Origin of the sequence: Janibacter melonis, assembly GCF_020567375.1 — a bacterium.
Taxonomy (GTDB): domain Bacteria; phylum Actinomycetota; class Actinomycetes; order Actinomycetales; family Dermatophilaceae; genus Marihabitans; species Marihabitans melonis.
In genome coordinates this window covers 126,414-152,196 of record NZ_JAJBZM010000002.1, presented here as the reverse complement: position 1 = coordinate 152,196, position 25,783 = coordinate 126,414, and the positions used below count along the sequence as shown (strand labels likewise).

Below are 25,783 nucleotides of genomic sequence, written 5' to 3'. Positions count from 1 at the left end.
AGGTCACTCGGTCGGGTGGTCGAGCAGCGCGAGGTCCTGGACGGTCACCAGACGCGTCGACAGCGCGTGCTCGACGAGCCGCGTCTTGCGGTTGCTCGCGAGCTTGCCCGGTCCGCCGTGCAGCCCCCGGGTGCCGGCGTCGGCGAGCTTCGAGCAGACGTTGTCGAGCTTGCGGTTGAACTTCGTCACGGTCCACCCGAGGCGTCGGGCGGCGTCGGCCGAGCTGGGGATCGAGCCGGTGCCCGCGGTGTCCCGGCGCAGGAAGTCCTCGCACAGCGCGATGACGAGGAGCTTCTGGTCCGGGGTGAAGGACACCCGCCCGACCGTCGTCTCGCCGGTCGCGTCGGGCTCGAGGGCCTCGTTGTCGACCATCTGGAAGGACGGGGTGTCGGCGACGACGTCGAAGTCGTAGGTCGTGGGGCCCGCGGTGAACCACACCGTGACGCGCTCGAAGGCGAGCGGGATCCGCGCGCCGGGGCTCAGCCAGGCCTGGAGCAGGCCCTTCTTGTCGGCCACCGTCGCCGTGAGCGTCGAGCCGACGTTGGTGAGCCACCAGAAGCCGCCCTCGTGGGTGATCTGGAGGAAGGAGCGGTGCAAGAAGGGGTTGTCGTCGATCTCGACGTCGCCCTCGCGCCCGATGGTCAACGGCCGCGTCGGGTCGGCCGGGTAGATCTCGCCGCAGAAGTCGACGCTCACGCCGCCTGCCGGCTGCCCCTGCTCGCTCACCTCTGCACCTCGCACTTCGTCGACGACCACGCGGACTCGGCGGCTCCCCGCACGACGCGTGCCTGAGCGCACAGCCGCACACCGGACGCGATGCTCACCCGGTACTGGGACACCCCTGGCGCGAGGGTAACGCCTCGGGAGAGGTCGAACTCCGTCGCGTCGGGGTCGCCCTGCGGCGCGCCGCTCATGACGACCACCCGGTACCGGTCGTCTTCTGCCGCACCGTCGTACGCGATCTCGACGGTCATCACGTGCCCCGACGAGGCGGGGGTGAGGGTCACCGTCGGGGCACCGGTGATCGCGTCGACGTCCGTCGCGGCCGAGGTGTACGTCGCCGCGGGCTCGGGCTCGTCGCGCCCGGAGAGGTAGACGAGGAGCACGACGAGGCTGACGAGGACGAGCCCGAGCACGCCGAGCACGAAGGGGAGCAGACCGACGGTGAGCCCGCGGCGCGGGGCCTCGGGCTCGGCAGATGGGGCGGGGGCCGGCTGGTCGTCGCGACGGACGCGGCCACGGCTCGGCGGCGCGGGGGGCGGGGTGGTCACGTCACTCCACGTCCACGCACTCGGGCGCGCTCCACTGCGTCGTCTGCTCGCCACGGGCGACGCGCGCGATCGCGCAGACCCGGGTGCCCGGTGACGCGTTCGTCGGGAAGGTCGCCTTGCCCACCTCGGTGCTCGGGGCGCTCACCTCGACGGAGGACTCGAACTCCGAGGGCTGGGGGTCCTGCGACTCGGTCTGCACGGCCTTGACCTGGAAGGTGTCGCCCTCCTGAGCGCCGTCCATCGTCATGTCGATCGTCACCTTGTCGCCCTCGCCGTTGGCGATCGACGCGATGACGGGCGTGCCCGCGAGCTCGCCCCCGGCCTCGGTCGTCCCGGGCCCGGGCTCGTCGCCGCCACGACTCGAGAGGTAGATGCCGCCCCCGACGAGGAGCAGCAGGGCGAGGGCACCGGCGGCGATCGCCGGCACGAGGAGACGACGGTCGGGCCCGCCGCTGCCGTGCCGACCGGAGGTCTGCCCCGGTCCGGACCCACCGGTCGTCGCAGGGCGCGGTCCGGAGGCGACCGGCGCGAAGGGGGACGGACCGGACGCGTGGTCCGGACGGGCACCGCTCGGACCCGACTGGTACCCGGGCTGGGGCCCGGTGACGGTGCTCGAGGCGGGGCCCTGGGCACCCGTGGTGAAGGAGACGGCCGGGCTGCCGGGGATCCCCCGGCCGCCGCTCAGCTCGCCGCCGATGACGGGCTGGCCGAGGGGCGGGGGCGGCAGGGTGCGCCCGGAGCCCGGAGCGGGGGTGGCGTGCCGCAGCCGGGTCGGGTCGGGTGCCTGGGCGGCCGGTCGGCTCGCCGTGTGGCCCTCCTCGTCGAGGACGACGATCGCGGTGCGCGAGAAGCGCTCCTGCTGCTCGATGTGCTGCAGCGAGCGGGCCAGCTCGAGGGCCGTCGCGGGCCGCGCGAGGGGGTTCTTGCTCATCGCCTGGGCGAGGAGCCGCTCGAGCGAGGCCGGGACGTCGGCCCGCTCGGTCTCGGGCGGCGGGTTGGACCGGATGCGGGGCATGAGGGCGTACGCGGAGTTGTCGCCGCCCGGCACCTCGAAGGGGGACCGCCCGACGAGCAGCTGCCACAGGGTGGCCGCGAGCGCGTAGACGTCGGCGCGCGCGTCGCCGTTGCTCTGCCCGTAGAGCACCTCGGGGGGCGCCCACGGCACGGAGACGCCGATGTCGTCGTCGAGGTCCTCGAGAGCCCCGCCGATGCCGGCGATGCCGAAGTCGGTCAGGCCCGGCGAGCCGTACTGGCTGACGAGGACGTTCGCCGGCTTGATGTCGCGGTGGATGACGCCGGCGCGGTGGGCGGTCTCGACGGCCGAGGCGAGCTGGATGCCGGTGCGCAGCACCTCCTCGACGGAGAAGCGCTCTCGACGGGCCCGCTGCGCGAGGTTCGGCGGCGGGTAGTACTTCATGACGAGGAAGGGCCGGCCGTCCTCGCTCGTGCCGGCCCGGAAGACCTGGACGATGTAGGGGTGGTCGGCGAGCTGGGCCATCGTGTTGGCCTCGTCGATGAACTGCTGCTTGATGCCGACCGTGAGGCCCTCGCTCTTGAGCACCTTGACCGCGACCTTCATCCGCGGCATCTGCTGCTCGTACAGGTACACGTCGGCATAGCCGCCGGAGCCCAGCGGCTGGATGTAGTCCAGCCCGTCGAGGACGGGGGGGACGGCCTGACTCACCGACGCATCACCCGGTCACCTCGAAGACCGCGCTCACCTGGTCGGCGAGGGTGATCGTCGTGCCGGGCTCGATGCTCTGCTGGTCGCCGGGGCGCAGCCGCACGGGGTGGTCCTGCGGCAGCGTGATGGTCGTGCCGTTCGTCGAGCCGAGGTCGCGCACGAGCACGTGCCAGCCGTCGAGGATGACCTCGACGTGGTTGCGCGAGATCTCGTTGTCCGGGCTCGGCACCCGCACGAGGTGCGGTGCCTGCGCGGCGGGCAGCTCGGGCGCCGACTTCGGCGCGCGGCCGATGAGCACCCCGCGGTCGAGGGTGACGACGTCGCCGGTCGACAGCCGCAGCAGACCCAGGGCCGGGCGGGGCGTCGGCTCGGGCTGCTGCGAGGGCAGCGCCGCACCGCACACACGGCAGCTCACGGCGTGGGGGGCGCTCGCGTGGCCGCTCGGGCAGCGCACGGCGAGGACCATCGGGCCGGTCGACTCGGGCACGGCGTAGGGGTCGTGCTCCTGGGCCGGCTCGAGCGGGCGCGGCCCGGACTCGGTGGGGGTGCCGAAGCTCGGCATGGCACTGGGCAGACCGATGCCGAAGGGGGCGACCGGGGGCGGCGGGACCGCTCCCGGGGCGACCGGCTCGGGTGCCTGGGCCGCGGGGGCCTCGTGCTCGGCGGGCGCCGACGGCTCGGGATCCACCGGCTCGGGCGCGGGCGGCTCCTGCCCGGCCGGCTCCGGCGTGGTGGGCTCGGGTGCGGTGGGCTGGGGTGCGGCGGGCGCGGCACCTGCTCCCCACGGGACCGCGGAGATCAGGCCGTCCTCACCGGCAGGAGGCGGCGGGGGCGGCGTGCCCTCGGGGGTGGCCGGCGGCGGGTCGAAGGGGCTACCGACCGGCGCGGGAGGTGCCGGCGGCGCCGGCTCGGCGGGCGTCTCGACGACGGGATCGGGCTCGTCGTGCTCCTCCTCCGGGGGCGCGAGCGTCGCGTGGGCGGCGTCCTCGGGGGCCTGGTAGCCACCGGCCGCGGCGACCGGACCGGAGTCGATCTGGTCCTCCTCCTCGGCCCGGGCGACGAGCGAGCTGCGGTGGTGGCTCGTCGCGCCGAAGAGGAAGTCGAAGGAGGGCAGCTCGTCCTCCTCCTCGTCGGTCGGGGCGGACCCGGCGGCCAGGGCCGCGTCCTGCTGCTGGTCCCCGGTCTGCGGTCGCGGCTCGTGCGCGGGCTCGGTGACGGCCGGCTGCTCGGAGACGGGCTCGGGCTCCGGCTCGGGGACGACGGTGAGGGTGGGTCGGGCGACGTCGCCGTCCTGCGGGGGCACCGGCGACGGCGGGGCGGGCGGCGGCGGGCTCGCAGCGCCGAAGACCGACGGCATGGCCCAGCCGGACGGCGGGGGCGGGGGTGCGGCGGCCGACTCGGTCTCCGGGGCGGCGGCCGGGACGTCGGCCGGCGGACCGGAGGGCTCCTCGGTCGAGGGGTCAGCGGGCTCCTCGACGGGACCGTCGGGAGCCGGCCGGTCCTGATGGTCCTGCTCGACCTGCTCGACGAGCTCGTCACCGGCGACGGGCTCGACGAGCTCGTCACCGGCGACGGGCTCGACGGGCTGGTCATCGGCGACGGGCTGCTCCTGCGCGAGCTGGTCGGCGACCGGCTCGTCCGGGGCCTGCACGAGCACGCTGTCCTCGTCTGCGCCGTCGTCGGTCGCGCCGGGCACGGGGGCGAGCTGGTCGGCGACCGGGGACCCTGCGGGCCCGTCCTGCTCGACGGCAGCGGGCTCCGCGGGAGCAGGGCTCTCCTCGACCGCCGGCGCGTCAGCACCCGACGCCTCGAGCGCCGGGGCGGCCTCGACGCCGACGACGGCGAGCGTGACCTCGCCGACCCCGTCGGGGGCGTCCTCGTCGCGCCACGGCATGCGGGGGCCGGCGACGACCGACCGGTCGTCGCCGAGCCGCACCTCGCCGGCACCCCGGGCGACGAGACGCCCGTCGGGGGTGGCGAGGGCGAAGTCGGGGGTGGAGCGGAAGCCGTCAGCGGTGAGCGTGTCGACGACGACGTCGACGACGTCCTCGCCGCGGCGCTCGTCGAGAGCGGCCGCGACCCGTGCGGTGACCTCGTCGGCCCCGCGCAGGAGCAGGCTCACCTCAGGGCGACGCAGGACGCTCCAGCCCGGCACGTCGTCCAGGGCCGCGATCCGCAGCTCCATGTCAGCTCCCTTCGTGGCTCGACCGGGGCGCCGTGTCGACGTGCGCCCGGGGCGAGGTGACTGTCTGGGACGAGTCTGCCCCGGCTTCGCCCAGATCGACGACAACGACGGTGACGTTGTCCCGGCCGCCCGCCTCGACCGCCGCGCGCACGAGCGCCTCGGCCGCCCGCTGCGGGTCGGCGTGGCGCACGAGGAGGTCGCGGACCTGGTCGTCGGTGAGCTCGCCGGTGAGCCCGTCGGAGCACACGAGGAAGCGCTCGCCGGCGTGCGGCGGCACGACGCGGACGTCGGGCGTGGCCGCGTAGGTCGTGCCGAGCGAGCGGGTCACGACGTTGCGCTTGGGGTGGGTGCGGGCCTCCTCGGCGGTGATGACACCGGCGTCGACGAGCTCTCGGACCTCGGAGTGGTCGACGGTCATCGCCATGAGCGCGCCGTCGATGAGCCGGTAGACACGGGAGTCGCCGACGTTGAAGACCGCCCAGTGGTCGGTCCCCCCGGTGACGACGAGAGCGATGCCGCTGACCGTCGTGCCCATGCCCTGCTTGTCGGGGTCGGCCGCCATCTCGTCGAGGATGCGGCGGTTGGCCAGCCCGATCTGCTCGCCCACCGCCTCCGCCGTGAGGTCGTGCCGGCCGACGAGCTCGCGCATCGTGTCGACCGCGATGCCGCTGGCCACCTCGCCCGCCGCGTGCCCGCCCATGCCGTCGGCGACGAGGAAGAGCCCGCCCTCGGCCAGCCCGGAGTCCTCGTTGTGCGTGCGCACCCGCCCGACGTCGGTCGCCGCCCCGGCGGTGAGGACGAGGCGGCTCCCGGGCAGGTCGGAGGGGCTCACGCCGTGACCCGCACGGACTGCAGGATGCCCTGGACCTCTCCGTAGGAGCGCTCCATGTCGTCGCCGCCGACCGAGCCCGTGGCCTGGACGATGTCGACGATGCGCCCCCGCCGGGACCCGGCGAAGAGGTGGATCTGCACGACGGTGCCGATCTCGTCGTCGGTCCACGAGACGTTGACCCCGAGGAAGGGCACGCCCCCCAGCTCGAGCTCGAAGGGCTCGTCGACCCTCCCTTCGCCACGCTCGGCGACGAAGGCCCGCAGCTCGGCCAGGGCCGCACGGATCGTGAAGTCGGCGGTGCGCTGGAAGCCGCGGACGACGACGTTCGGCGCGAAGCCGTGGTCGCTGTCGATCTTGCGGCACGCCATGAGAGTGCCGCCGACGCGCACCGGCGCCCACGTCTGCGGCACGTCGAGGGTCACCCCCGGCGGCCCCGGGAAGGTGTCGCTCGGGTAGCTCAGCTGCGGCATCTCGTCTCTCCCCTGGTCCTCGTGATGTCGGGGGCCATCATGACCGACGCGTGGCCGGTCCGGGCCCTCGGGGTGATGGGTGTCAGGGGTTGACCCGGATCGAGTCGACGAGGGCGTCGAGGACGGGGTAGTCGCTCTCCTTGCGCGAGGCCGCGAAGGACGCGGTCGCCTGGAGCACGTCGACGACGTCGTTCTGCTGCTGCGCGGTGAACCAGTGCAGCTGCGCGATGGTGCCCGCCTGCTCGTCGACGAAGGCGACGTCGATGCCGATCCACTCGCGGCCGTTGATGGTCTGGCTCTTCACCGGGCCGACCTCGCCGTCGCGCTGACGCCCGGCGTACTCGCGCATCTCGCGCTCGATGTCGTCGGGGCCGAAGGTGCCGACCCGCTGGAAGAAGCGCACGACGGCGTTGGGCGCGAAGTGGTCGGTCACCCCGGCCTCGCGGACCGCGACGAGGGTCTCGGGGGTCCACACCTGCTCCCAGCCCTCGGGGATCTCCAGGGCGATCCGCGGGGGACCGGGGACGACGTCGCTGGGGTAGGTCACGGTGGGCATCGGAGGTGCTCCTTCACGTCGCTGCTGCGGTGGTCTGGTGCCCACCCTGGCAGGTGCCGGGGCAGGTGGTGCTCGGGGCCGGTCGCGACCGGGTCAGTCGAAGGGGTTGAGCGAGCCGATGATCTCCTTCGGGGAGATCGAGACGTCGAAGTCGAGCGAGGCGCCCAGACCCAGGGTCAGCCCGACCTCGCCGCTGAAGCCGATGCGGTCCCAGGAGGCCTCGGCGTCGACGTTGGCCTCGGCGCCGATGCCGTACGAGACGGACCCGCCGACCCCGACCGAGCCGTAGTCGCCGATGTCCTGGCTGATGCCGGCCTCGGCCTTGCCGCCGACGAAGGCGTCGGCGCCGGCGCTGATCGACGCGCCGCCCGGGCCGATCTGGGCCTGGGCCTCGGCGTTGGCCTCGCCGCCGAGGTAGGCGGAGACCTCGCCGGCGGTGCCGCTGTCGGTCGCGAAGTGGGCCTCGCCCTTGCCGAGGTAGGCACCGGCGTGGGCGTTGGCCTCGGCGTACGCGCCCCGGGTGGCGTCGATGCCGGCCGCGGCGTCCGCGCCCGCCTCGGCGGACAGCAGCTCGCCGCTCGCGCCGAGGCTCTCGTCGCCCGCCTCGCCGCGCAGGACGGCAGCGCTCACCTCGGTCTCGGCCTTCGACTCGACGAAGGGCTCGCTCTGCACCTGGTCGAGGACGTCCTTGGCGCGCGAGCCGACGTTCTCGTCGAAGTCGCGCTCGGTGCTCCAGGACTCGCCGTACTCCCGACGCCCGCCGCCCTCGCCGCGGGTCGACTCGCGCTCGCTCTCCCAGCCGTTGCCCCGGTCGGTCGTCTCGGTCTCGGTGAAGGACGTGTGCCCGCGGCCGTCCGTCTCGTTGGTCCACCGGCCCTCGGCGTCCTCGACCCAGCGCTTGCCGGTGAGGGGGTCGTAGTGGTGGAGGTTGCCGTCCTCGTCCTTGTTCGTGCGGATGAAGGGCGAGTCCTGGTCCCGGTCGAAGGGGGACCACGTGCCCTTCATGTCGCCGGGCTGGGAGCCGTCGCCGCCGCCCCCGGGTCCCTGGCCGCCGGGCCCCCCGCCCGGGCCGCCACCCGGGCCGCCGGCGCCGGGGCCGCTGCCGCCGCCCAGGCTGCTCGTGTCATCCTGGTCGGTGGCCTGCTGGACCATGAGGTCCGCGGCCGCGCCGATCTGGGTGGCCGCGTCCATGAGCTGCTTGACGACCGGCCCGTCCCAGCGCTCGGTGAAGCCGGAGAGGTCGGCGCCGGCCCAGCTGTCGCGCAGGACCTTCGCGCTGGCGCTCCCGCTCTGGCGCACGCCCTCGATCTTCTCGCGCTGGCTGCGCAGCTGTTCGGCGATCTCGCGGATGCGAGCGGTGTCCATGCCCTGCTGGACGCTCATCGTCTCTCCCCTGCTCCGTCGGCTGTGGCGTCGGCCGACCCCAGGGGCCGGTGCTCGGAGTCGAACCTAGATGGCGCGCAGCCTCTGCGGAATGGGGAGGACTCCCCCCTTCGCCCCGGGTCGCTCAGCCCTCGTGCTCGGGCTGCTGGGCCCACCACTGCCGCAGCCGGTCGGCGGCGGCCTCCTTGCCGATCGGGCCCTCGTCGAGGCGCACGGAGAGCAGGTAGGAGTAGGCGCGGCCGAGGGCCGGTCCCGGGCGGATGCCGAGCACCTCGCCGATCTCGTGGCCGTCGAGCTCCGGGCGCACCTTGCCGAGCTCCTCGGCCTCGAGGAGGCGCTCGATGCGGACCTCGAGGTCGTCGTAGGCGTGCGAGAGGCGGCGGGCCTTGCGCTGGTTGCGCGTCGTGCAGTCGGCCCGGGTGAGCCGGTGCAGCCGGGTGAGGAGAGGGCCGGCGTCGGTGACGTAGCGGCGCACGGCCGAGTCGGTCCACTGGCCGTCGCCGTACCCGTGGAAGCGCAGGTGCAGCTCGACGAGCCGGGCCACCGCCTTCGTCGTGTCCTTGTCGAAGCGCAGAGCGCGCATCCGCTTCGCCGTGAGCTTGGCGCCGACGACGTCGTGGTGGTGGAAGGAGACGCCACCCCCGGTCTCGAAGCGCCGGGTCGGCGGCTTGCCGATGTCGTGGAGCAGCGCGGCCAGGCGCAGGACGAGGTCGGGCGCCGGCACGTCGCCGTCCGGGCCGGTCTCGAGGTCGATCGCCTGCTCGAGGACGGTGAGGGAGTGCTCGTAGACGTCCTTGTGGCGGTGATGCTCGTCGATCTCGAGCTGCAGGGCGGGCAGCTCGGGCAGCACCTGCTCGGCGAGCCCGGTGTCGACGAGCAGCCGGAGCCCGGTGACGGGGTCCGGGGCGAGGAGGAGCTTGACGAGCTCGTCGCGCACCCGCTCGGCCGAGACGATCTGCAGGGTCGTCGCGGCCTGCTCCATCGCCGTGACGACCTCGGGGACCGGCACGAGACCGAGCTGGGCGACGAAGCGGGCCGCGCGCATCATCCGCAGCGGGTCGTCGGAGAAGGAGACCTCGGGAGCCGACGGGGTGCGCAGCCGGTAGGCGGCGAGGTCGACGAGACCGCCGTGCGGGTCGACGAGCTCGAGGTCGGGCAGGCGCAGAGCCATCGCGTTGACGGTGAAGTCGCGCCGCACGAGGTCGCCCTCGAGCGTGTCGCCGAAGGCGACGACGGGCTTGCGGGTCGTGCCGTCGTACTCGTCGGCGCGGTAGGTCGTCACCTCGACGACGTGCTCTCCTCGGCGGGCGCCGATGGTGCCGAAGTCACGCCCCATGTCCCAGTGCGCGTCGCCCCAGGCGGCGAGGATCTCCTCGGTGACCTCGGGGCCGGCGCTCGTCGTGAGGTCCAGGTCGAGGCTCTCGCGGCCGAGGAAGGCGTCGCGGACGGGACCGCCGACGAGGGCGAGGTCGTACCCCTTCGCGCTGAACCGCTCGCCGAGCTCGCGCAGGAGGGGCAGCACGGGCGCGAGGTGGGCGACGGCGTCCTCGAGCACCTCGCGGGGGATCTGGGGCGGGGTCGACGGGGTGGGCACGGGGACCAAGGATAGGTGCGACGGCGCGAGCGGTGCGCCTGCGTGCCGCCGGGCGACCTGCGCGGACCGCCGGTCAGCGACGCGTGAAGGTCGCGTCGAGCCCGGTCGCGGTCTGGGTGAAGGTGTCGCCCGAGCACGTGTACTGCACGTCGCCGGTGCCCGGGGGCAGGTCGCCGGACGGACCCGTGACGGTGAGCCCGTCACGCACCAGCGTGAAGGACATCGTGCTGCCGGAGGTCGTCACGTCGTAGACGACCGTGCCGTCGAAGACCCAGCCCGCGCCGGCCCCCTTCGGCCGGGCGTCGTCGTAGGTCGTCGTGAGACGCCCGTCGGTGCCGAAGGTCATCGTCCGCTCGAGATCGGTGAGCGTGCCCAGCAGGGGGACGGTCTCCTCGTAGCTCGAGGTCTCCCACGTCCCGACGAGGCAGGGGTCGACCGCTGCGTCCGTCTGCCCCCCGGTGCTCGAGCTCTGCGTGCTCGACCCCTGCGTGCTCGACCCCTCCGTGCCCGAGGAGGTGGCCGAGGTCGTGCCGGCGGTGCTCTGCTCGTCCTCGGGCAGCAGGAGGACCGCGCCACCGACCGCTCCCCCGACGAGGAGCACGGCGGCGGTCGCGGCGGCCGCGACCCACGGCCAGCGGGGTCGAGGAGACGGCGAAGGCCCAGGGGTCGAGGCGTTGGGGGTGGACCTCGGGTCCTGCGGGGTCGAGACCGGCGGCATGTCCGGGGTGTCGGCGAGCACGGAGCGCACGCTCGTCGCGTCGCCGGTGACCGTGTGCAGCCCGTCGTCGTCGTGGTCGAGGACCACGGTCTCCGTGCGGGGGAGGCGCAGCTGCGCCTCGACCCGCTGGAGGTCCAGCGCGAGGGCGAGGGCGGAGCCGGGGCGGTGGGCGGGGTCCTTGGCCATGCCGTGCTGGAGGAGGCGCTCGAGCGCCTCGGGCACGTCCTCGCGCCCGGTACGGCGCGGCGGCTCCCGGGTGGTGCGCACGAGGAGCGCGTCGGCGGAGTTGTCGCCGCCCGGGTCCTCGAAGGGGGTGCGCCCGGTGAGCAGGTAGGACAGGGTCGCGCTCAGCGAGTAGACGTCGGCGGCGACGGAGCCGTTCGAGCGCCCGCGCAGCACCTCGGGCGGCGCCCACGCGACGGAGACGCCGACGTCGTCCTCGTCGTCGACCTCGGCGGTGCGCCCGGCGATGCCGAAGTCGGCGAGGACGGGGGTGCCGTAGGAGGTGAGCAGGACGTTGGCCGGCTTGATGTCGCGGTGGAGCACCCCGGCGCGGTGCGCGGTCTCCACGGCGGAGGCGAGCTGGACGCCGGCGCGCAGGGTCTCGGCGACGGACAGCGGCGAGCGACGGGCCCGGGCCGCCAGCGAGGTGCCCGGGTAGTAGGCCATGACGAGGTAGGGCCGGCCGTCGTCGGTGACGTCGGCGCGCAGCACCGTGACGATGTAGGGGTGCTCGGCGAGCTCGGCCATGGTGTTGGCCTCGGCGACGAGCTGCTCGCGCAGGTCACCGGCCGCGGTGCGCAGCACCTTGACCGCGACGAGCATGCGCGGCAGCTCCTGGCGGTAGAGGTGCACGTCGGCGAAGCCGCCGGCCCCCAGCCGGCGCACGTGCTCGAGCCCGGGGATCCGGGGAGCGGGCGGCGACGGGGTGCTCACGCGCCCGAGGCTAGCGGCGCGGACGTCCCGGACCCGGGCGCGGGGCCGAGGTCCGCTGCGGACGAAGGGGACGAGACGCCCCCTTCGCCCGGTGCCGCGGTCAGGCGGCGCGCTCGACGGGGAAGAGGCGTTGGACGATGTCGGTGAGGGTGACGACCCCGACCGGCACGCCGTCGCGCTCGACGACCGCGAGGTGCGAGCGCGTGTCGCGCATCGTCGTCAGCGCCTCGTGCAGAGCGGTGCCCGCGTCGAGGTGCAGGACGGGGCGCATGACCTCGCCTGCCGGTCGGTCGTCCGGCTCGAGCATGGTGTCGCGAACGTGGACGACGCCGACGACCCGGCCGCCGGAGCGCACGAGCACCCGCAGGTGGCCCGACGTCACGGTCGCGGCGCGCACGGCGGCGACGTCCTGCTCGGTCGTCACGGCCGTCGCCCGGGCGCCCTCGCGCACGAGGTCGCCGACGGTGAGCGTCTCGAGCTCGAGCGCCGAGGTCAGCTGGCGCGAGCGGTCCTCGTCGAGGGTGCCGGCGCCCGCGGAGTGCTCGACGAGCTGACGCAGGTCGGCCGCGCTCTGGCCGCTGTGGGGGCTGTCCTGCGGCTCGACGCCGACCCGGCGCAGGCACCAGTTGGCCGCCTCGTTGAGGGCGACGAGCAGCGGACGGGTGACGAACATGAAGCCGCGCATCGGCAGCGCGAGCGCGGTGGCCGCGGTCTCGGGGTGCGCGATCGCCCACGACTTCGGCGCCATCTCGCCGATGACGAGGTGGAGGAAGGTGACGACGAGCAGGGCGAGGACGAAGCCGAGGGTGCCGGCCAGCCAGGCCGGCAGGCCCCACGACTCGAAGACCGGCGTCAGCGCGTAGTCGAGCGCGGGCTTGGTCACCGCACCCAGGCCCAGGGCCGCGGCGGTGATGCCGAGCTGGCAGCCGGCGAGGAGCACGGTGAGCTCGTCGAAGCTGCGCAGCGCGGCGCGGGCGGACCGGCTCGAGCCGGCGTTGTCCTGCAGGCGGTGCCGCTTGACGGCGAGGAGGGCGAACTCCGCGGCGACGAAGAAGGCGCTGAGGACGATGAGCAGGACGGTGACGGCGACGACGACGAGCGGGCTCATCGGGGGTCCTCCTGCGTCGGGCTGGCGTGGTCATCGGTGTCGTGATCGGGATCGGGCTCGGGGGGTGGCCCCTGCTCGAGGCTGACCCGCACGACCGACGGCACGTGCCGCTCGACCTCGAGCACCTCGAGCCGGATGTGCTCCAGGCCCGGCTCGTCGTCCTCGAGGGCCGCGACGGGGTCCGGCGGGAGGGCGACGGCGACCGTCGTGCCCACCTCCGGCAGGGAGCCGTGGGCCTCGATGAGCAGACCGCCGACGGTCTCGGCCTCGCTCTGCGCGAGATCGCGCTCGACGAGCCGCTCGACCTCGTCGACGTGGAGGTCGCCGGGCACAGTCCAGCTGCCGGGCTCGCCCTCCGGCGTCGTCGGCGGCTCGGGGTCGTGCTCGTCCTCGATCTCGCCGACGATCTCCTCGGCGAGGTCCTCGGCCGTGACGACCCCGGCGAAGCCGCCGTACTCGTCGAGGACGCAGAGCAGCTGCGCGCGCTCCTGGGCCATCGTGCGCAGGGCGTCGGGCAGACGCATGAGCGTGGGCACCCGCACGGCGTCGCGCATGAGGTCGGCGGCGGTGCCGCCACCCCCGCGGCCCGCGCCGAGGACGTCCTGGAGGTGCACGACGCCGACGACCTCGTCGTGCTCGTCGAGCACCGGGTAGCGCGAGTGACCGGCGGCCATGAGGCCCCAGAGGGTGTCGACCGCGTCGTCGGGACGCACGACGTCGACGCGGGACCGCGGGATCATCGCGTGCTCGACGTCGTCGTCGGGGAAGTCGAGGACCCGGTCGAGGAGCACCGACAGCTCGGCCGGCAGGTCCCCGCTCTCGCGGGAGTCGGCGACGATGTGCTCGAGGTCGCGCGGCGTCGCCGCGTGCTCGACGTCGTGGACCGGCTCCATGCCGGCGGCGCGGAGCAGGGCGTTGGACGCCTTGTCGAAGATGGTGATGAGCCAGCCGAAGAGGCGCAGGTACAGCGTCGTCGACGTCGCGAGGCGCACCGCGAGCATCTCGGGGCGGGCGATCGCGAGGTTCTTCGGGAAGAGCTCGCCGAAGATCATCTGCACGAAGGTCGACAGCAGCAGGGCGAGCACGGTGCCGACGCCGACCCCGACCGCGGTGGGCACGCCGACCCCGCCGAGGGCCTCGCCGAGCGACTGCCCGATGAGGGGCTCGGCGACGTAGCCGACGAGCAGCGCGGTGACGGTGATGCCGAGCTGGGCGCCCGAGAGCATGAAGGACGTGCGCCGGGTGACTGCGAGGGCACGCTCGGCCGCGGCGTCACCGGCCTGGGCACGGGCCTTGAGCCGGGAGCGGTCCACCGACATGTAGGCGAACTCCTGGGCGACGAACCAGCCGGTGGCGGCGGTGATCGCCAGCACGACGAGGACGCCGAGGAGCAGGGAGAGGGCCCACATCAGCGCATCACCGCCCGCTGGGAGGTCACGACACGGGCGGACCCGGGTCGAGCGCGGTGGTCAGGGGCACAGGAACGGGGACTGTCGGTCTCCATCGGGTGCGGCTGGTCTCCTCGTGAGCGGGGCGTCTCCCCGGGGGAGCCCCAGTATGTCGGCGAAGCCTGGACGTGGGCTGGACGCGAGCAGGGGATCTGACCCCGTCGTCGCCCCAGGGCCCTCCCAGGACCCTCTGGCTACAGTGACCACATGGCACACCCGGCCCACGCCCCTCGATCCCCGCGGCGCCTGCCCGCGGTCGAGGAGCGCAGCGCCGGCGGGGTCGTCGTCGACGTCCACGAGGGCCAGGCCAGGATCGCCGTCATCGCGCGGCGCAACCGCGCCGGCCGCCTCGAGTGGTGCCTGCCGAAGGGCCACATCGAGGGCGAGGAGACCCTCGTCGAGACCGCGGCCCGTGAGGTCGCCGAGGAGACCGGCATCGAGGCGCGGGTCCTCGTCGAGCTCGGGACGATCGACTACTGGTTCGCCACGAGCGACCGCCGGATCCACAAGTTCGTCCACCACTACCTGCTCGAGGCCATCGGCGGCTACCTGACGATCGACAACGACCCCGACCACGAGGCCGTCGACGTCGCCTGGCTGCTCCTGCGCGACGCGCACCGGCACCTCACCTTCCCCAACGAGCGGCGCATCGCGAGGGAGGCGTGGCAGCGGCTCGCGGGCGACGCCTGAGGTCGCTGCGGGGCGCGTGCGTCGCCGCAGCCCTCGCCGGCCTGCTCGCCCCTGCCCTGCCCGCCCGCGCCTCCGCGTCCGACGCCTCCAGCAGCCTCACCCTCACCTCGATCACCCCGGTCGTCGACGCGACGGGTGCGAGCAGCGGGTCGGCGACGATCCGCGGGCGGCTCACCAACGACGGGTCGACGACCCTGGAGAACCCCGCGGTCTCCGTCCTCCTCGGCGAGGCGGAGATGACCCGCGAGGGCATCGACGACTGGGCGAAGGGGGACGCCCGGGTCACCGGGTCGGCGCTCGACCGCGAGATCGCGACGAGCCGGCTCGTCCCGGGCCAGAGCACGACCTTCGAGCTGGAGGTCGACGGGGCGGACCTGCTGCCCGGCCGGTCCTGGGGTGCCGCGCCGATCAGCGTCCAGTCCGGGCAGGACCAGGTGCACACCTTCCTCGGGATCCACCGGGCCAAGGAGTACGAGCCGCTGAAGATGCTGTGGGGCGTGCCCGTGACGCTCCCCTCCTCCAACCAGCTGTGGGCGGCGCCGGGCGACTCGCGCACGCGGGCCTGGCAGGCCGCCGCCGGGCCGGGATCCGACCTCGCCCAGATCGCCTCGAGCGCCCCGCGCCCCGGTGACCTGTGGCTCCTCGACCCCCTCCTGCTGCCCGACGCCGTGCCCGACGACGACACCGGCCTGTCCCGCGGCGAGCTCGAGGTCCGCGAGGACCTCGCGCGCGACCTCGCCGCCGAGCTCGACCCCGACCGCACGGCCGTGCTGCCCGAGGCCGACGCCGACGTCGCCGCCGCCGCGGAGTCCGATGCTGCTCGCACCCTCGTGCGACCCCGCGTCACCGGGGGTCAGGAGGCCGCCGAGGCGCTCGGGGCGCGCAGCGACATCGCCTGGCCCGCCGACGACCTGATCGCGGGCGACCGCTCGGCCGCGCTCGAGCGGGTCTACGGCAGCCAGCCCACGGTCCTCGTGCCCCGCACGGCGCTCACGGACACCGCCTTCACCCCCGACGCCTTCCAGACCAGCCGGGGCGGCACGCCGCTGCTCGTCAGCGACCCCGAGCTCTCGGCGGTCGTGGGCTCGCTGCGCGAGGACGACGACGCGGTCCTGGCCACCCAGCGCCTCGTCGCCGACTCCGCCTCGGTGCTCGGGGACCTGCCGGGCACCTCACGCACACTGCTCGTCGTGCCCCCGCGCTCGGCCCGCCCGGACCCGCAGGCCTACCGGGCGATGCGCGAGGCCGTCGCCGACATCCCGTGGACGGCGCGCGGGACGCTCGCGAGCCCCCGCGCGACGGCGCCGGAGTCGCCCGAGCAGGAGATCGACATCCCCGACACGCTCGAGGACCCGCCGGAGCCGGTCCTCACCGACGCCCGCGCGCGGCGGGTCGTGGCCGACATCGCCACCCGGCGCTCGGTGGCGACCGTGCGCGCCGACGGCCCGCAGTGGCAGCGTGCCGTCGCCGCGTCGCAGGTGCAGCTGACCTCGGCGCGCTGGCGCTCGTCGCAGTGGCACTTCCGCGTCCTCGCCTCGCGGCTGCACCGGGACGTCACCGCGACAGGGCGCCAGCTCGAGGTCGCCTCGGGCGAGGTGAACTTCTTCGCCGACACCGGGCGGCTGCAGATCACGGTGCGCAACACGAGCGACGTCGAGCTGCACGACCTCCAGGTCCGGCTCGACCCGGGTTCGCCGATCCTGCGCATCGACGGCGACCCCGAGCCCATCACCGTCGGCCCGCAGTCGCGGCGCACGGTGACGGTCCAGGCGAGCGCCCTGGCGCCCGGTCGGGTCCCGATCGAGGTCGAGGTGACCGACCCGAAGGGGCGTGCGCTCGCCGAGCCCGCCGAGCTGCGCGTCCGGGTGAGCCCCACCGGGGGCTGGATCTACTGGGGCGTCGCTCTCGTGGCGCTCGCTTCCGTCGCCTTCGGCACCTGGCGTACCGTGCGTCGTCGGCCCACCCCCGCAGCACCCGCAGACCCCGAGGACTCATGACCGAGCGCGCCCAGACCCCCGCGGCAGCACCGTCCGTCGCGCGGTCCAGCGCTCTCATGGCCTCCGGGACGCTCGTCAGCCGGGTCCTGGGGCTGCTGCGCCAGACGATGACGATCGGCGTCGTCGGCGCGGTCGGTCTGGCCGCCGACGCGTGGAACGCCGCGAACACGCTGCCCAACAACTTCCACCTGCTGCTCGCCGGCGGCGTGCTCAACGCCGTCATCGTGCCGCAGATCGTCAAGGCCAGCCGCCGGGCGGACGGCGACGAGTACGTCAACCGGCTGCTCACCCTCGCGATGACGATCATGGGCGCGGCGACGGTCCTGCTCACCCTGGCCGCCCCGGCCCTCGTCTGGCTCGTCGTCAGCAAGGACTGGGGAGACGACGCCCGGGGCCTGGCCGTCGCCTTCGCCCTCATCTGCCTGCCGCAGATGTTCTTCTACGGCCTCTACACCCTGCTCGGCCAGGTGCTCACGGCCAACAACCGCTTCGGGGCCTTCATGTGGGCCCCCGCGCTCGCCAACGTCGTCGCGATCGCCGGGCTGGGCTGGTTCATGCTCTCCGGGCGCCAGGACGTCCAGGACGTCGGGCTGTGGGACAGCACGATGATCTGGGTCCTCGCCGGCTCGGCGACGCTGTCGATCGTCGTCCAGGCGCTCGTGCTCATCCCCGCCCTGCGCCGGATCGGCTTCCGCTACCGCCCGGTGTGGGGCTTCCGTGGCTACGGCCTGGGCAGCGCCTCGAAGATGGCCACCTGGGCCTTCGGCGCCGTGGCCGTCGGTCAGGTCGCCTTCCTCCTCGTCACCACCCCGGTCCTCACCGGGGCGGCCTTCGACGCGGAGCGCGCCGGTGCCCCCGCCGCCGGGCTCACCTCGTACGGCTTCGCCTTCCTCATCTTCATGCTGCCGCACTCGATCATCACCGTCTCGCTCGTCACGGCGATCTTCACGCGGCTGAGCGGCAACGCCCAGGACGGCGACACCGAGGCCGTGGCCGCCGACCTGCGCCAGGGCATGCGGATGCCCGCCGTCGTCCTCTTCCCCGGGACCGCCGCGATGGTCCTGCTCGCCCCGTGGGCGCTGCAGGCGCTGCTCTTCTCAACCCCCGCCGCCGACGCCCGCGCCGCCACCGGCGTCCTCGTCGCGATGTGCCTCGGGCTCGTCCCCTACGGCTGGTTCTACCTCGTCCAGCGCGCCTGCTACGCCTACGAGGACGGGCGCACCCCCTTCGTCCTCCAGCTCGTCGTCACCGTCATCTCCGTCGCCTTCACCCTCGTCGGGGCGGCCAGCGGCTTCGAGCACACGGCGACCTGGGTCGGCGTCGGGCAGACCGTCGGCAACCTCGTCGGCGCGATCCTCGGCTTCGCCCTGCTGCGCCGCCGTCTGGGCTCCCTCGGGCTGGCCTCGGTCGTCCAGCAGAACGTGCGGCTCCTGCTCTCCACCCTCCTCGCGACCCTCGTCGCCGGTGCCCTCCTCCTCGGCATGACCCGCGTCCTCGACGAGGGCTGGCTCTCCGCCGTCCTCGTCACCGGCGTGTGCGGTGTCGTCCTGCTCGTCGTCGCCCTCCTCGTCGCGGCCCGGCTGCGCGTCACCGAGGTCACGGCGGTGCTCCAGCCGGTGACCCGCCGACTGCGGCGCGCGTAGCAGGAGGGCCCGGCCGGACCGCCTAGGATGGCGCGGCAACGACCTCGACACGGAAGGGGCCCTGACGTGCACGAAGTGCACCCGGGTACCACGCTCGGCAGGTACGCGATCGCTCGCCGTGCCCAGGAGCCCGTCACCGGCGACCCCTCGTCGGGGCAGCGGTGGGTGGCCCGCGACAGCGACCTCGAGCGCGACGTCGTGCTCCTCGTCCTGCCGCTCGACGACCCGCACACCGACGCCGCCCTCGACGCGGCCCGACGCGCCAGCGGGGTCGGTCACCCCGGTCTCACGCGCATCCTCGACGTCGACCACGACGACGAGCGCGCCTGGGTCACCGAGTCCTTCCGCGGCGACGACCGCTCGCTCGCCGAGCTCGCGACGCACGGGCTGCCCGCCGAGGAGGTCCGCCGGATCACCGGTGAGGTCGCCCTCGTGCTCGAGGCCGCGCGCAGCCGTGGGCTGCACCACCTCGCGATCAGCCCCGACAGCGTCTTCGTCGGCCCGGACGGGTCCGTGCGCGTGCGCGGCCTCGCGGTCGACGCGGCCCTGGCGGGCGTCGACGAGGAGGGCGACGAGGCCGCGGCGCTCGACGGCGCCGGTGTCGTCGCCCTGGCCTACGCCGGGCTCACCGGCAGCTGGCCGCTCCAGACCTCCACATCGCTGCCGCCGGCGCCGCGCGACGCCACCGGCGTGCTGCCCCCGTCGCACCTCGCGGTCGGCGTGCCGAGCGACCTCGACACGATCTGCCGCGAGACCCTCGCCGACGACGCCGGCCCCTCCTCGCCCGGCGACTACGCCGCCTCGGTCTCCCCGTGGTCGCGCACGCCCGTCGACGACGGCGCGGCCCAGCCCCTCGACGAGGCCGCGGCGGACGACGGGGCCGACGCCCCCTTCGCCGATGCCCCCGGGCCGGACGACACGCAGGTCATCGGGGTCACCCCGGCCGCCGGTGCCGCCGCCCAGGAGCACCGGAGCACCGCCGTCGACTCCGACGACGACGAGCCCACGCAGGCGATCTCGCGCGGCGCCACGGCTCCCTCGGACGAGCCCACCCAGGTGGTCTCGGCGGAGGGCTCCGACGAGCCCGGCACCGCCCGGACCGGCCGCGGTGCTGCGGCGGGTGCCGCCGCCGTCTCGGTCGCCGGCGCTCTCGCCGGCGGTGGGAAGATCCTCGGCGAGCGCGTCGGACGGGCCGCCCAGCGCACCCGCGAGCGCGCCGGGGAGGCTGCCGCCGACCGACGTGCCCAGCGCGAGGCGATCCGCAGCTCGGAGAGCCGCGACCGCGTGAGCCTGGGCAGCGCGGGCAGCCAGGACGACCTCGAGCCCCCGGCGCCGCTGCTGCCCGCCGACGCGAGCGAGCCGCCGAGCCGTGAGCAGTCGCGGGTCGTCGTCGCGATCATGGCCCTCTTCGTCGTCGTCGCCCTCGTCGTCGGCGCGGTCGGGGTCTCGAAGATCGGCGACAACACCGACCTCAGCGCGATCTTCGGCTCGGACGCCCAGGGCGCCGACCCGGTGCGCCCCACGCAGTCCTCGAGCACCTCACGCCCCTCGGGCGGTGGCAACGGCGCCCGCACCAGCGAGCCCATCCCGGTCATCGGTGCCATCGGCTACGACCCGAACGGCGACGGCGCGGAGCACAACTCCGAGGCTCAGCGCGTCTACGACGACGACCTGTCGACCTCGTGGACCACGGAGGGCTACGAGTCCCCGAACTTCGGCAACAAGGGCGGGGTCGGCATTGTCCTCGATCTCGGCCAGGCCCGCCAGGTCCGCAGCGCGACCCTCCAGCTGCCGCAGGCGACGACCGTCCAGGTCTTCGTCGGCGACGAGGCGGGCATCGCCGGCACGGAGCTGGGTCGCAGCGAGGGCAAGAACGGCTCGGTGACGATCACCGGCCGCTCCGCAGCCCGCGGGCAGTACGTGACGATCTGGTTCACGACGACGGTCCAGAGCGACGACGGCCGGCACCGTGCGTCGCTGGCCGAGGTCGTCCTGCGCTAGGCCGACGTGCGGGGGGCGCTGGACGAGATCGACGACCGCGAGCTCGTGCGGCGGCACGTCGCCGGTGACCCGGACGCCTTCGGCGAGCTCTTCGCCCGTCACCGGGACCGCATGTGGGGCGTCGCCCTCTCGGTGTGCCGCGACCCCGAGCTGGCGGCCGACGCCGTACAGGACGGCTTCCTCGCCGCCTTCCGCCGCGCGGAGGGATACCGCGGCGACGCAGCGGTGACGACCTGGCTGCACCGCGTCGTCGTCAACGCGTGCCTGGACCGTCTGCGCCGAGCCCGGCCGACGGACTCCCTCGACGAGCTCGACGAGCGGGCGTCGACGCGCCTGCCCTCGCGTCCCGACGGGACCGCGCAGGTCGACACCCGGCTGCTCGTCCAGGACGCCCTCGCCGCGCTGCCCGAGCCGCAGCGCCTCGTCCTCGTGCTCGTCGACATGCACGGCGTGCCGGTCGCCGAGGCCGCGCGCATGCTCGGTGTCGCCGAGGGCACGGTGAAGTCGCGGGGCAGTCGTGGCCGCGCCGCCCTGGCCGCCGTCCTGCGTGCGGGAACCCCAGACGGTGCCCGCACGTCAGATGACGAAGGGGGCATCGCGCCCCCGGGCCGCACGGGCCCCGCAGCGAGCGCAGGAGGTGAGGCATGACGCAGGACCCGCAGCGCCCCGACGAGGAGCGCGACGACGAGCACGTCCGCGCCCTGCTCGCCGACCTGCCGTCCGGTGACGAGCACCCGGCGATGCCGCCCGAGCTCGTCGCCCGCATCGAGGCCTCGCTGCACGAGGAGCGCCGACGACGACGTGCCGGCGCCACCGTCACGCCGCTCGCGACCCACCGGCGTCGGGCCGGGTCGTGGCTCCTCGGGGCTGCGGCCGCCGTGGTCCTCGTCACCGGCACCGGGTACGTCGCGAGCACGACGCTGCGCGGCGGAGCGGACAGCTCGGCAGGCTCCGGCGCGGGCGGGAGCGCCGGCGACGAGTCGGGCCCCGCGTCGACCCGCTCCGAGGACGGTGGTCTGACGGACGGGGACGAAGGGGTCGAGGACGCGCCCTCGCAGTCCGCGGAGAGCTCGACCAAGGCCTTCTCGGGGAACTCCGGTCGCTCCCCCTTCCAGAGCTCGTCCCCCTTCGTGCTGACGATGACCGAGCGGCGCTACACCGAGGCGACGCTCGAGGACGGCGCCGCCCGGACGACGTCCGTGTGGACGCGGAAGCACCGTGGTGCCGTGGCCTACTCGTCGAGCTCGCCGATGCTCGGCCCGCTGACGACCGAGCGCGGGGCGCGCGACTGCCTGCGTCAGATCGGGGCGGGCGAGGTGCACCCCGTCCAGGCCGACGTCGGGACCTTCGACGGGCGGGCCGGCTTCCTCCTCGTCGCGGTCGGTGACGACGGCACCCGCGCCTGGGCCGTCGCCGCGGGCTGCGAGCCGATCTACGACACGAGCGTGCCGGTGCGCTGAGCTCCCCCTGGACATGCTGGCGGGCGGTCGGGAATCGCTCGCCTACGATGGGTGTTGAGCACGACAGACCCCAAGATCTACCCCTGCACCCACCATCCGAGGACTACATCTGTGACTGCCGACGTCCGTAACGTCATCATCATCGGGTCCGGTCCGGCCGGCTACACCGCGGCCGTGTACGCCGCCCGAGCCAACCTCGCACCCCTGCTCTTCGAGGGTGCGGTCACGGCTGGTGGCGCGCTGATGAACACCACCGAGGTCGAGAACTTCCCCGGCTTCACCGACGGGATCATGGGCCCCGACCTCATGATGTCGATGCGCGGCCAGGCCGAGCGCTTCGGGACCGAGATCGTCACCGACGACGTCGCCTCCGTGCGTCTCGACGGCGACGTCAAGGTCGTCACCGACTCCGAGGGCACCGAGCACCGCGCCCACGCGGTGATCCTCGCGATGGGCTCGGCCTACCGCGAGCTCGGTCTGCCCGACGAGAAGCGCCTGTCCGGCCACGGCGTCAGCTGGTGCGCCACGTGCGACGGCTTCTTCTTCCGCGACCAGGACATCGCGGTCGTCGGTGGTGGCGACTCCGCGATCGAGGAGGCCACCTTCCTCACGAAGTTCGCCCGCTCGGTGACGATCGTCCACCGCCGCGAGGAGCTGCGCGCGAGCAAGATCATGGCCGACCGCGCCCTGGGCAACGACAAGATCCGTTTCGCGTGGAACTCCGAGGTCTCGGCGATCCACGGCCAGGACAAGGTCTCCTCGATCACCCTTCGCGACACCCGGACCGGTGCGGAGCGCGACCTCGAGGTCACCGGCCTCTTCGTCGCCATCGGTCACGACCCCCGCAACGAGCTGCTCACGCAGACCACCGACGCGGCGAAGGTCGCCCTCGACGCCGAGGGCTACGTCCTCGCCGAGGGCCGCTCGACCCGCACGAACCTCGACGGGGTCTTCGCCTGCGGCGACCTCGTCGACCACACCTACCGCCAGGCCATCACGGCCGCCGGGTCCGGCTGCTCCGCGGCTCTGGACGCCGAGCGGTGGCTCGCCGAGCGCGAGGAGGCCGGGGCACCGGCCGCCGACCAGTCGCTCATCTCTCAGGAGGACCCGGTCGAGGGCACTGTCGGCGTCCGCTGACATCCTCGACTCCCTCCCCCTTCGTCACCCCGACGCACACCCCGACCGGAAGGATCACCATGGCTGGCACCAAGCCCACCACCGACGCGACGTTCGAGCAGGACGTCCTGGGCAGCGAGACCCCCGTCCTCGTCGACTTCTGGGCGCCCTGGTGCGGCCCGTGCCGCGCGGTCGCGCCGGTGCTCGAGGAGCTCGCCGGGCAGTACGACGGCAAGCTGTCGATCGTCAAGCTCAACACCGACGAGAACCCCGAGATCACCTCGCGCTACGGGATCACCTCGATCCCCACGATGCACGTCTACAAGAACGGCGAGATCGTCAAGACGCTCGTCGGCGCGATGCCGAAGCCGAAGCTCATCAAGGAGCTCGAGCCCTTCATCGGCTGACCTCAGGACCACCTGGCGAAGGGGGACCCACCGACTGGTGGGTCCCCCTTCGTCATGCCGGAAACCGTTGCGCTGCAACGGATCTCGCGTCGTCAGACGATGTGCGTGCTGTCCATGCCGATTCGCTCGAGGATGCGGGTGAGGTCGTCCATCGAGGCGAACTCGATGGTCATCCGGCCCTTCTTGGCGCCCATCGAGATCTTCGCGCGGGTGTCGAGGTGGTCGCTCACCGCGGCGCCGAGGTCGTCGAGCTCGGGGGCGGGCAGGCGCGGGGAGGAGCGGCGCGCCTCGCGCTCGGGCTCCATGCCGAGCGCGACGATCTCCTCGACCGTGCGCACGGACAGGCCCTCGGCGACGATGCGCTGCGCCAGGCGCTCCATGCTCGCGCCGTCGGGCAGGGAGAGCAGAGCGCGGGCGTGCCCGGCCGAGAGCACACCGGCGGCCACGCGGCGGGCGACGAGCGGGGGCAGGCGCAGCAGGCGCAGGGTGTTGCTGATCTGCGGGCGGGAGCGGCCGATGCGGATGGCCAGCTCGTCCTGGGTGCAGCCGAAGTCGTCGAGCAGCTGCTGGTAGGCGGCCGCCTCCTCGAGCGCGTTGAGCTCGGAGCGGTGGAGGTTCTCCAGCAGCGCGTCGCGCAGGAGGTCGTCGTCCTCGGTGGCCTTGACGATCGCGGGGATGCTCTCGCGGTCCGCGGCGCGGGTGGCCCGCCAGCGACGCTCGCCCATGATGAGCTCGAAGCGCACGCCGTCCTGCGCGTCGGCACCCTCGGCGAGGGGACGCACGACGACCGGCTGCAGAACACCGATCTCGCGGATCGAGTGCACGAGCTCAGCCATGTCGTCCTCGTCGAAGACGGTGCGCGGCTGACGCGGGTTGGGCCGGATGGCGTCGACGGGGATCTCGGCGTAGTGGGCACCGGGGACGGGCGCGAGACCGTCCTGCGCCGGGGTGGGCTCGGGGTGCTCCACGTGGTGCGGGGCGTCGTGCGCGGCGGTGGGCTCGCCCGTCGGGGCCTTCTGCGCGGCGGCGAGCATGCCTGCAGCGGTGTTCGGGGCGCTCGAGCCGTCCGTGGGTGCACCTGCGGCGGGACTCGCGTCCCGCTCGGCGAAGAAGACGTCCACCGGCCGGCTGCGCGCCGTGCTGGCGTCGGGGATGAGGGCGCCGAGCCCACGTCCGAGTCCGCGTCGCTTCTCGCTCATTCCTGGCCGTCCTGTCCGTCGGTGCCGACCCCGCGGTCGGCGATCTCAGCTGCGGCCTCGAGGTAGGCCAGGGCCCCAGAGCTCTGGGGGTCGTACGTGATGACCGTCTGGCCGAAGCTCGGTGCCTCGGAGACCCGGACGGAGCGCGGGATGGTCGCCCCGATCACCTCGTCGGGGAAGTGGGTGCGGACCTCCTCGGCGACCTGGCGCGAGAGGTTCGTGCGCCCGTCGTACATCGTCAGCAGGATCGTCGAGACGTGCAGCTCGGGGTTGAGATGCGTCTGGATGAGGTCGATGTTCTTGAGCAGCTGCGAGAGGCCTTCGAGCGCGTAGTACTCGCACTGGATGGGGATGAGCACCTCCTGCGCGGCGACGAAGGCGTTGACCGTCAGCAGGCCGAGGCTCGGCGGGCAGTCGACGACGACGTAGTCGATGCGTCGCTCACCCCGCTCGGCCCGGGTGCGGGCGAGCTGGTCGAGGGCGCCGCGCATCCGCGACTCACGGGCCACGAGGGAGACGAGCTCGATCTCGGCCCCCGCGAGGTCGATCGTCGCGGGCACGCACCACAGACCGTCGACGTCGGGGCAGGGCTGCATGACGTCGGCCATCGGCGTGCCCTCGATGAGCACGTCGTAGATGCTCGGGACCTCGGCGTGGTGGTCGATGTTGAGCGCCGTGCTCGCGTTGCCCTGCGGGTCGGTGTCGACGAGCAGGACCGTCAGGCCGTTCTGCGCGAGGGCGGCGGCGAGGTTGACGGCGGTCGTCGTCTTGCCGACCCCGCCCTTCTGGTTCGAGACGGTGATGACGCGGGTGCGGTCCGGCGTGGGGAAGGTCTTCGACGCCAGGCGGGCGCGAGCGCGTTTGTCGGCGTTGACCGCGGCGAGGACTGGTGACTCGTCCTCTGCTGCGTCGTCGCCCGAGGCACCCTGCGTCGTGTCACCGACGGCCGCGTCGTCCCTCGAGGTCGACGTTTCACGTGAAACGGTACTCGCGGCGGTCTGCTCGGGTGCGGCGTCGCTCGGCGCAGCCGAGGTGTCCGGCGTTCGCGGAGTCACCCGCTCGCCTTGCCAGCCGATGGGCTCGGA

The 25,783-nt window shown here is 74.0% G+C and carries 22 protein-coding genes; 8 read left to right on the top strand and 14 right to left on the bottom strand.

Annotation, left to right across the window (positions count from 1 at the left end; all coding sequences use genetic code 11):
• Positions 1-3 precede the first annotated feature (3 nt).
• From LIV55_RS06790 to LIV55_RS06735, 12 genes are all read right to left on the bottom strand, one after another.
• Positions 4-726: an FHA domain-containing protein gene (locus LIV55_RS06790; RefSeq protein ID WP_372456509.1), complete on the bottom strand. Its 723-nt coding sequence runs from the start codon at positions 724-726 to the stop codon at positions 4-6.
• Complete coding sequence (locus LIV55_RS06785) at positions 723-1,271, bottom strand: hypothetical protein (protein WP_123093604.1); 549 nt, start codon at positions 1,269-1,271, stop codon at positions 723-725. Before LIV55_RS06785 ends, LIV55_RS06790 begins: the two co-directional genes overlap by 4 nt.
• 1 nt (position 1,272) lies before the next feature.
• Positions 1,273-2,955 carry a serine/threonine-protein kinase gene (locus LIV55_RS06780; protein ID WP_229299711.1) on the bottom strand — a complete coding sequence of 561 codons (1,683 nt, stop codon included), beginning with the start codon at positions 2,953-2,955 and terminating at the stop codon, positions 1,273-1,275.
• Positions 2,956-2,962: 7 nt separating this feature from the next.
• Positions 2,963-5,140, bottom strand: a complete 2,178-nt coding sequence (locus LIV55_RS06775) for an FHA domain-containing protein (protein WP_229299710.1) — start codon at positions 5,138-5,140, stop codon at positions 2,963-2,965.
• A 1-nt stretch (position 5,141) separates the two neighbouring features.
• A complete protein-coding gene (locus LIV55_RS06770) occupies positions 5,142-5,972 on the bottom strand; it encodes a PP2C family protein-serine/threonine phosphatase (protein WP_224767067.1) in 831 nt (276 codons plus the stop codon).
• A complete protein-coding gene (locus LIV55_RS06765) occupies positions 5,969-6,442 on the bottom strand; it encodes a hypothetical protein (RefSeq protein ID WP_068270822.1) in 474 nt (157 codons plus the stop codon). The genes LIV55_RS06770 and LIV55_RS06765 overlap by 4 nt, the downstream gene beginning before the upstream one ends.
• Before the next feature lie 82 nt (positions 6,443-6,524).
• Positions 6,525-6,998, bottom strand: coding sequence for a hypothetical protein (locus LIV55_RS06760; protein WP_123093606.1), 474 nt, complete (start codon positions 6,996-6,998; stop codon positions 6,525-6,527).
• Between the two features lie 93 nt (positions 6,999-7,091).
• Entirely contained in the window at positions 7,092-8,381 is a 1,290-nt protein-coding gene (locus LIV55_RS06755) for a hypothetical protein (protein WP_163562440.1), read from the bottom strand.
• Positions 8,382-8,505: 124 nt separating this feature from the next.
• Positions 8,506-9,948, bottom strand: a complete 1,443-nt coding sequence (locus LIV55_RS06750) for a CCA tRNA nucleotidyltransferase (RefSeq protein WP_372456518.1) — start codon at positions 9,946-9,948, stop codon at positions 8,506-8,508.
• Positions 9,949-10,048: 100 nt separating this feature from the next.
• Positions 10,049-11,629: a serine/threonine-protein kinase gene (locus LIV55_RS06745; RefSeq protein ID WP_229299708.1), complete on the bottom strand. Its 1,581-nt coding sequence runs from the start codon at positions 11,627-11,629 to the stop codon at positions 10,049-10,051.
• Positions 11,630-11,729: 100 nt separating this feature from the next.
• A complete protein-coding gene (locus LIV55_RS06740) occupies positions 11,730-12,737 on the bottom strand; it encodes a CNNM domain-containing protein (RefSeq protein ID WP_123093609.1) in 1,008 nt (335 codons plus the stop codon).
• A complete protein-coding gene (locus LIV55_RS06735; RefSeq protein WP_229299707.1) occupies positions 12,734-14,146 on the bottom strand; it encodes a hemolysin family protein in 1,413 nt (470 codons plus the stop codon). Before LIV55_RS06735 ends, LIV55_RS06740 begins: the two co-directional genes overlap by 4 nt.
• Before the next feature lie 246 nt (positions 14,147-14,392).
• Here LIV55_RS06735 and LIV55_RS06730 point away from each other — a divergent pair, with 246 nt between their 5' ends.
• From LIV55_RS06730 to trxA, 8 genes are all read left to right on the top strand, one after another.
• Positions 14,393-14,875, top strand: a complete 483-nt coding sequence (locus LIV55_RS06730) for an NUDIX hydrolase (protein ID WP_068270844.1) — start codon at positions 14,393-14,395, stop codon at positions 14,873-14,875.
• Positions 14,848-16,872, top strand: coding sequence for a DUF6049 family protein (locus LIV55_RS06725; RefSeq protein ID WP_229299706.1), 2,025 nt, complete (start codon positions 14,848-14,850; stop codon positions 16,870-16,872). The genes LIV55_RS06730 and LIV55_RS06725 overlap by 28 nt, the downstream gene beginning before the upstream one ends.
• Positions 16,869-18,515: a murein biosynthesis integral membrane protein MurJ gene (murJ, locus tag LIV55_RS06720; RefSeq protein WP_229299705.1), complete on the top strand. Its 1,647-nt coding sequence runs from the start codon at positions 16,869-16,871 to the stop codon at positions 18,513-18,515. The genes LIV55_RS06725 and murJ overlap by 4 nt, the downstream gene beginning before the upstream one ends.
• A 165-nt stretch (positions 18,516-18,680) precedes the next feature.
• Positions 18,681-20,516, top strand: a complete 1,836-nt coding sequence (locus LIV55_RS06715) for a protein kinase family protein (protein WP_229299704.1) — start codon at positions 18,681-18,683, stop codon at positions 20,514-20,516.
• A gap of 6 nt (positions 20,517-20,522) precedes the next feature.
• Positions 20,523-21,164 carry an RNA polymerase sigma factor SigM gene (sigM, locus tag LIV55_RS06710; RefSeq protein WP_123093614.1) on the top strand — a complete coding sequence of 214 codons (642 nt, stop codon included), beginning with the start codon at positions 20,523-20,525 and terminating at the stop codon, positions 21,162-21,164.
• Entirely contained in the window at positions 21,161-21,976 is an 816-nt protein-coding gene (locus LIV55_RS06705; protein WP_229299703.1) for an RsmA family anti-sigma factor, read from the top strand. The genes sigM and LIV55_RS06705 overlap by 4 nt, the downstream gene beginning before the upstream one ends.
• 111 nt (positions 21,977-22,087) lie before the next feature.
• Positions 22,088-23,113 (top strand): thioredoxin-disulfide reductase, encoded by a 1,026-nt coding sequence (trxB, locus tag LIV55_RS06700; RefSeq protein WP_068270864.1) that lies wholly within the window; start codon positions 22,088-22,090, stop codon positions 23,111-23,113.
• A gap of 59 nt (positions 23,114-23,172) precedes the next feature.
• On the top strand, positions 23,173-23,499 hold the full coding sequence (gene trxA, locus LIV55_RS06695) for a thioredoxin (protein ID WP_068270866.1): 327 nt from the start codon (positions 23,173-23,175) through the stop codon (positions 23,497-23,499).
• 92 nt (positions 23,500-23,591) lie between these two features.
• Here trxA and LIV55_RS06690 read toward each other — a convergent pair whose 3' ends face one another.
• Complete coding sequence (locus tag LIV55_RS06690) at positions 23,592-24,698, bottom strand: ParB/RepB/Spo0J family partition protein (protein WP_229299702.1); 1,107 nt, start codon at positions 24,696-24,698, stop codon at positions 23,592-23,594.
• A complete protein-coding gene (locus tag LIV55_RS06685; RefSeq protein WP_308012880.1) occupies positions 24,695-25,753 on the bottom strand; it encodes a ParA family protein in 1,059 nt (352 codons plus the stop codon). The genes LIV55_RS06690 and LIV55_RS06685 overlap by 4 nt, the downstream gene beginning before the upstream one ends.
• Positions 25,754-25,783 lie beyond the last annotated feature (30 nt).

Excerpts from the sequence above, each read along its gene's own strand:
- murJ (WP_229299705.1), top strand. The coding sequence starts at position 16,869 with ATGACCGAGCGCGCCCAGACCCCCGCGGCAGCACCGTCCGTCGCGCGG.
- LIV55_RS06705 (WP_229299703.1), top strand. The coding sequence starts at position 21,161 with ATGACGCAGGACCCGCAGCGCCCCGACGAGGAGCGCGACGACGAGCAC.
- LIV55_RS06690 (WP_229299702.1), bottom strand. The coding sequence starts at position 24,698 with ATGAGCGAGAAGCGACGCGGACTCGGACGTGGGCTCGGCGCCCTCATC.
- LIV55_RS06760 (WP_123093606.1), bottom strand. The coding sequence starts at position 6,998 with ATGCCCACCGTGACCTACCCCAGCGACGTCGTCCCCGGTCCCCCGCGG.
- trxA (WP_068270866.1), top strand. The coding sequence starts at position 23,173 with ATGGCTGGCACCAAGCCCACCACCGACGCGACGTTCGAGCAGGACGTC.
- LIV55_RS06775 (WP_229299710.1), bottom strand. The coding sequence starts at position 5,140 with ATGGAGCTGCGGATCGCGGCCCTGGACGACGTGCCGGGCTGGAGCGTC.
- LIV55_RS06755 (WP_163562440.1), bottom strand. The coding sequence starts at position 8,381 with ATGAGCGTCCAGCAGGGCATGGACACCGCTCGCATCCGCGAGATCGCC.
- LIV55_RS06740 (WP_123093609.1), bottom strand. The coding sequence starts at position 12,737 with ATGAGCCCGCTCGTCGTCGTCGCCGTCACCGTCCTGCTCATCGTCCTC.
- LIV55_RS06765 (WP_068270822.1), bottom strand. The coding sequence starts at position 6,442 with ATGCCGCAGCTGAGCTACCCGAGCGACACCTTCCCGGGGCCGCCGGGG.
- LIV55_RS06730 (WP_068270844.1), top strand. The coding sequence starts at position 14,393 with ATGGCACACCCGGCCCACGCCCCTCGATCCCCGCGGCGCCTGCCCGCG.
- LIV55_RS06735 (WP_229299707.1), bottom strand. The coding sequence starts at position 14,146 with ATGTGGGCCCTCTCCCTGCTCCTCGGCGTCCTCGTCGTGCTGGCGATC.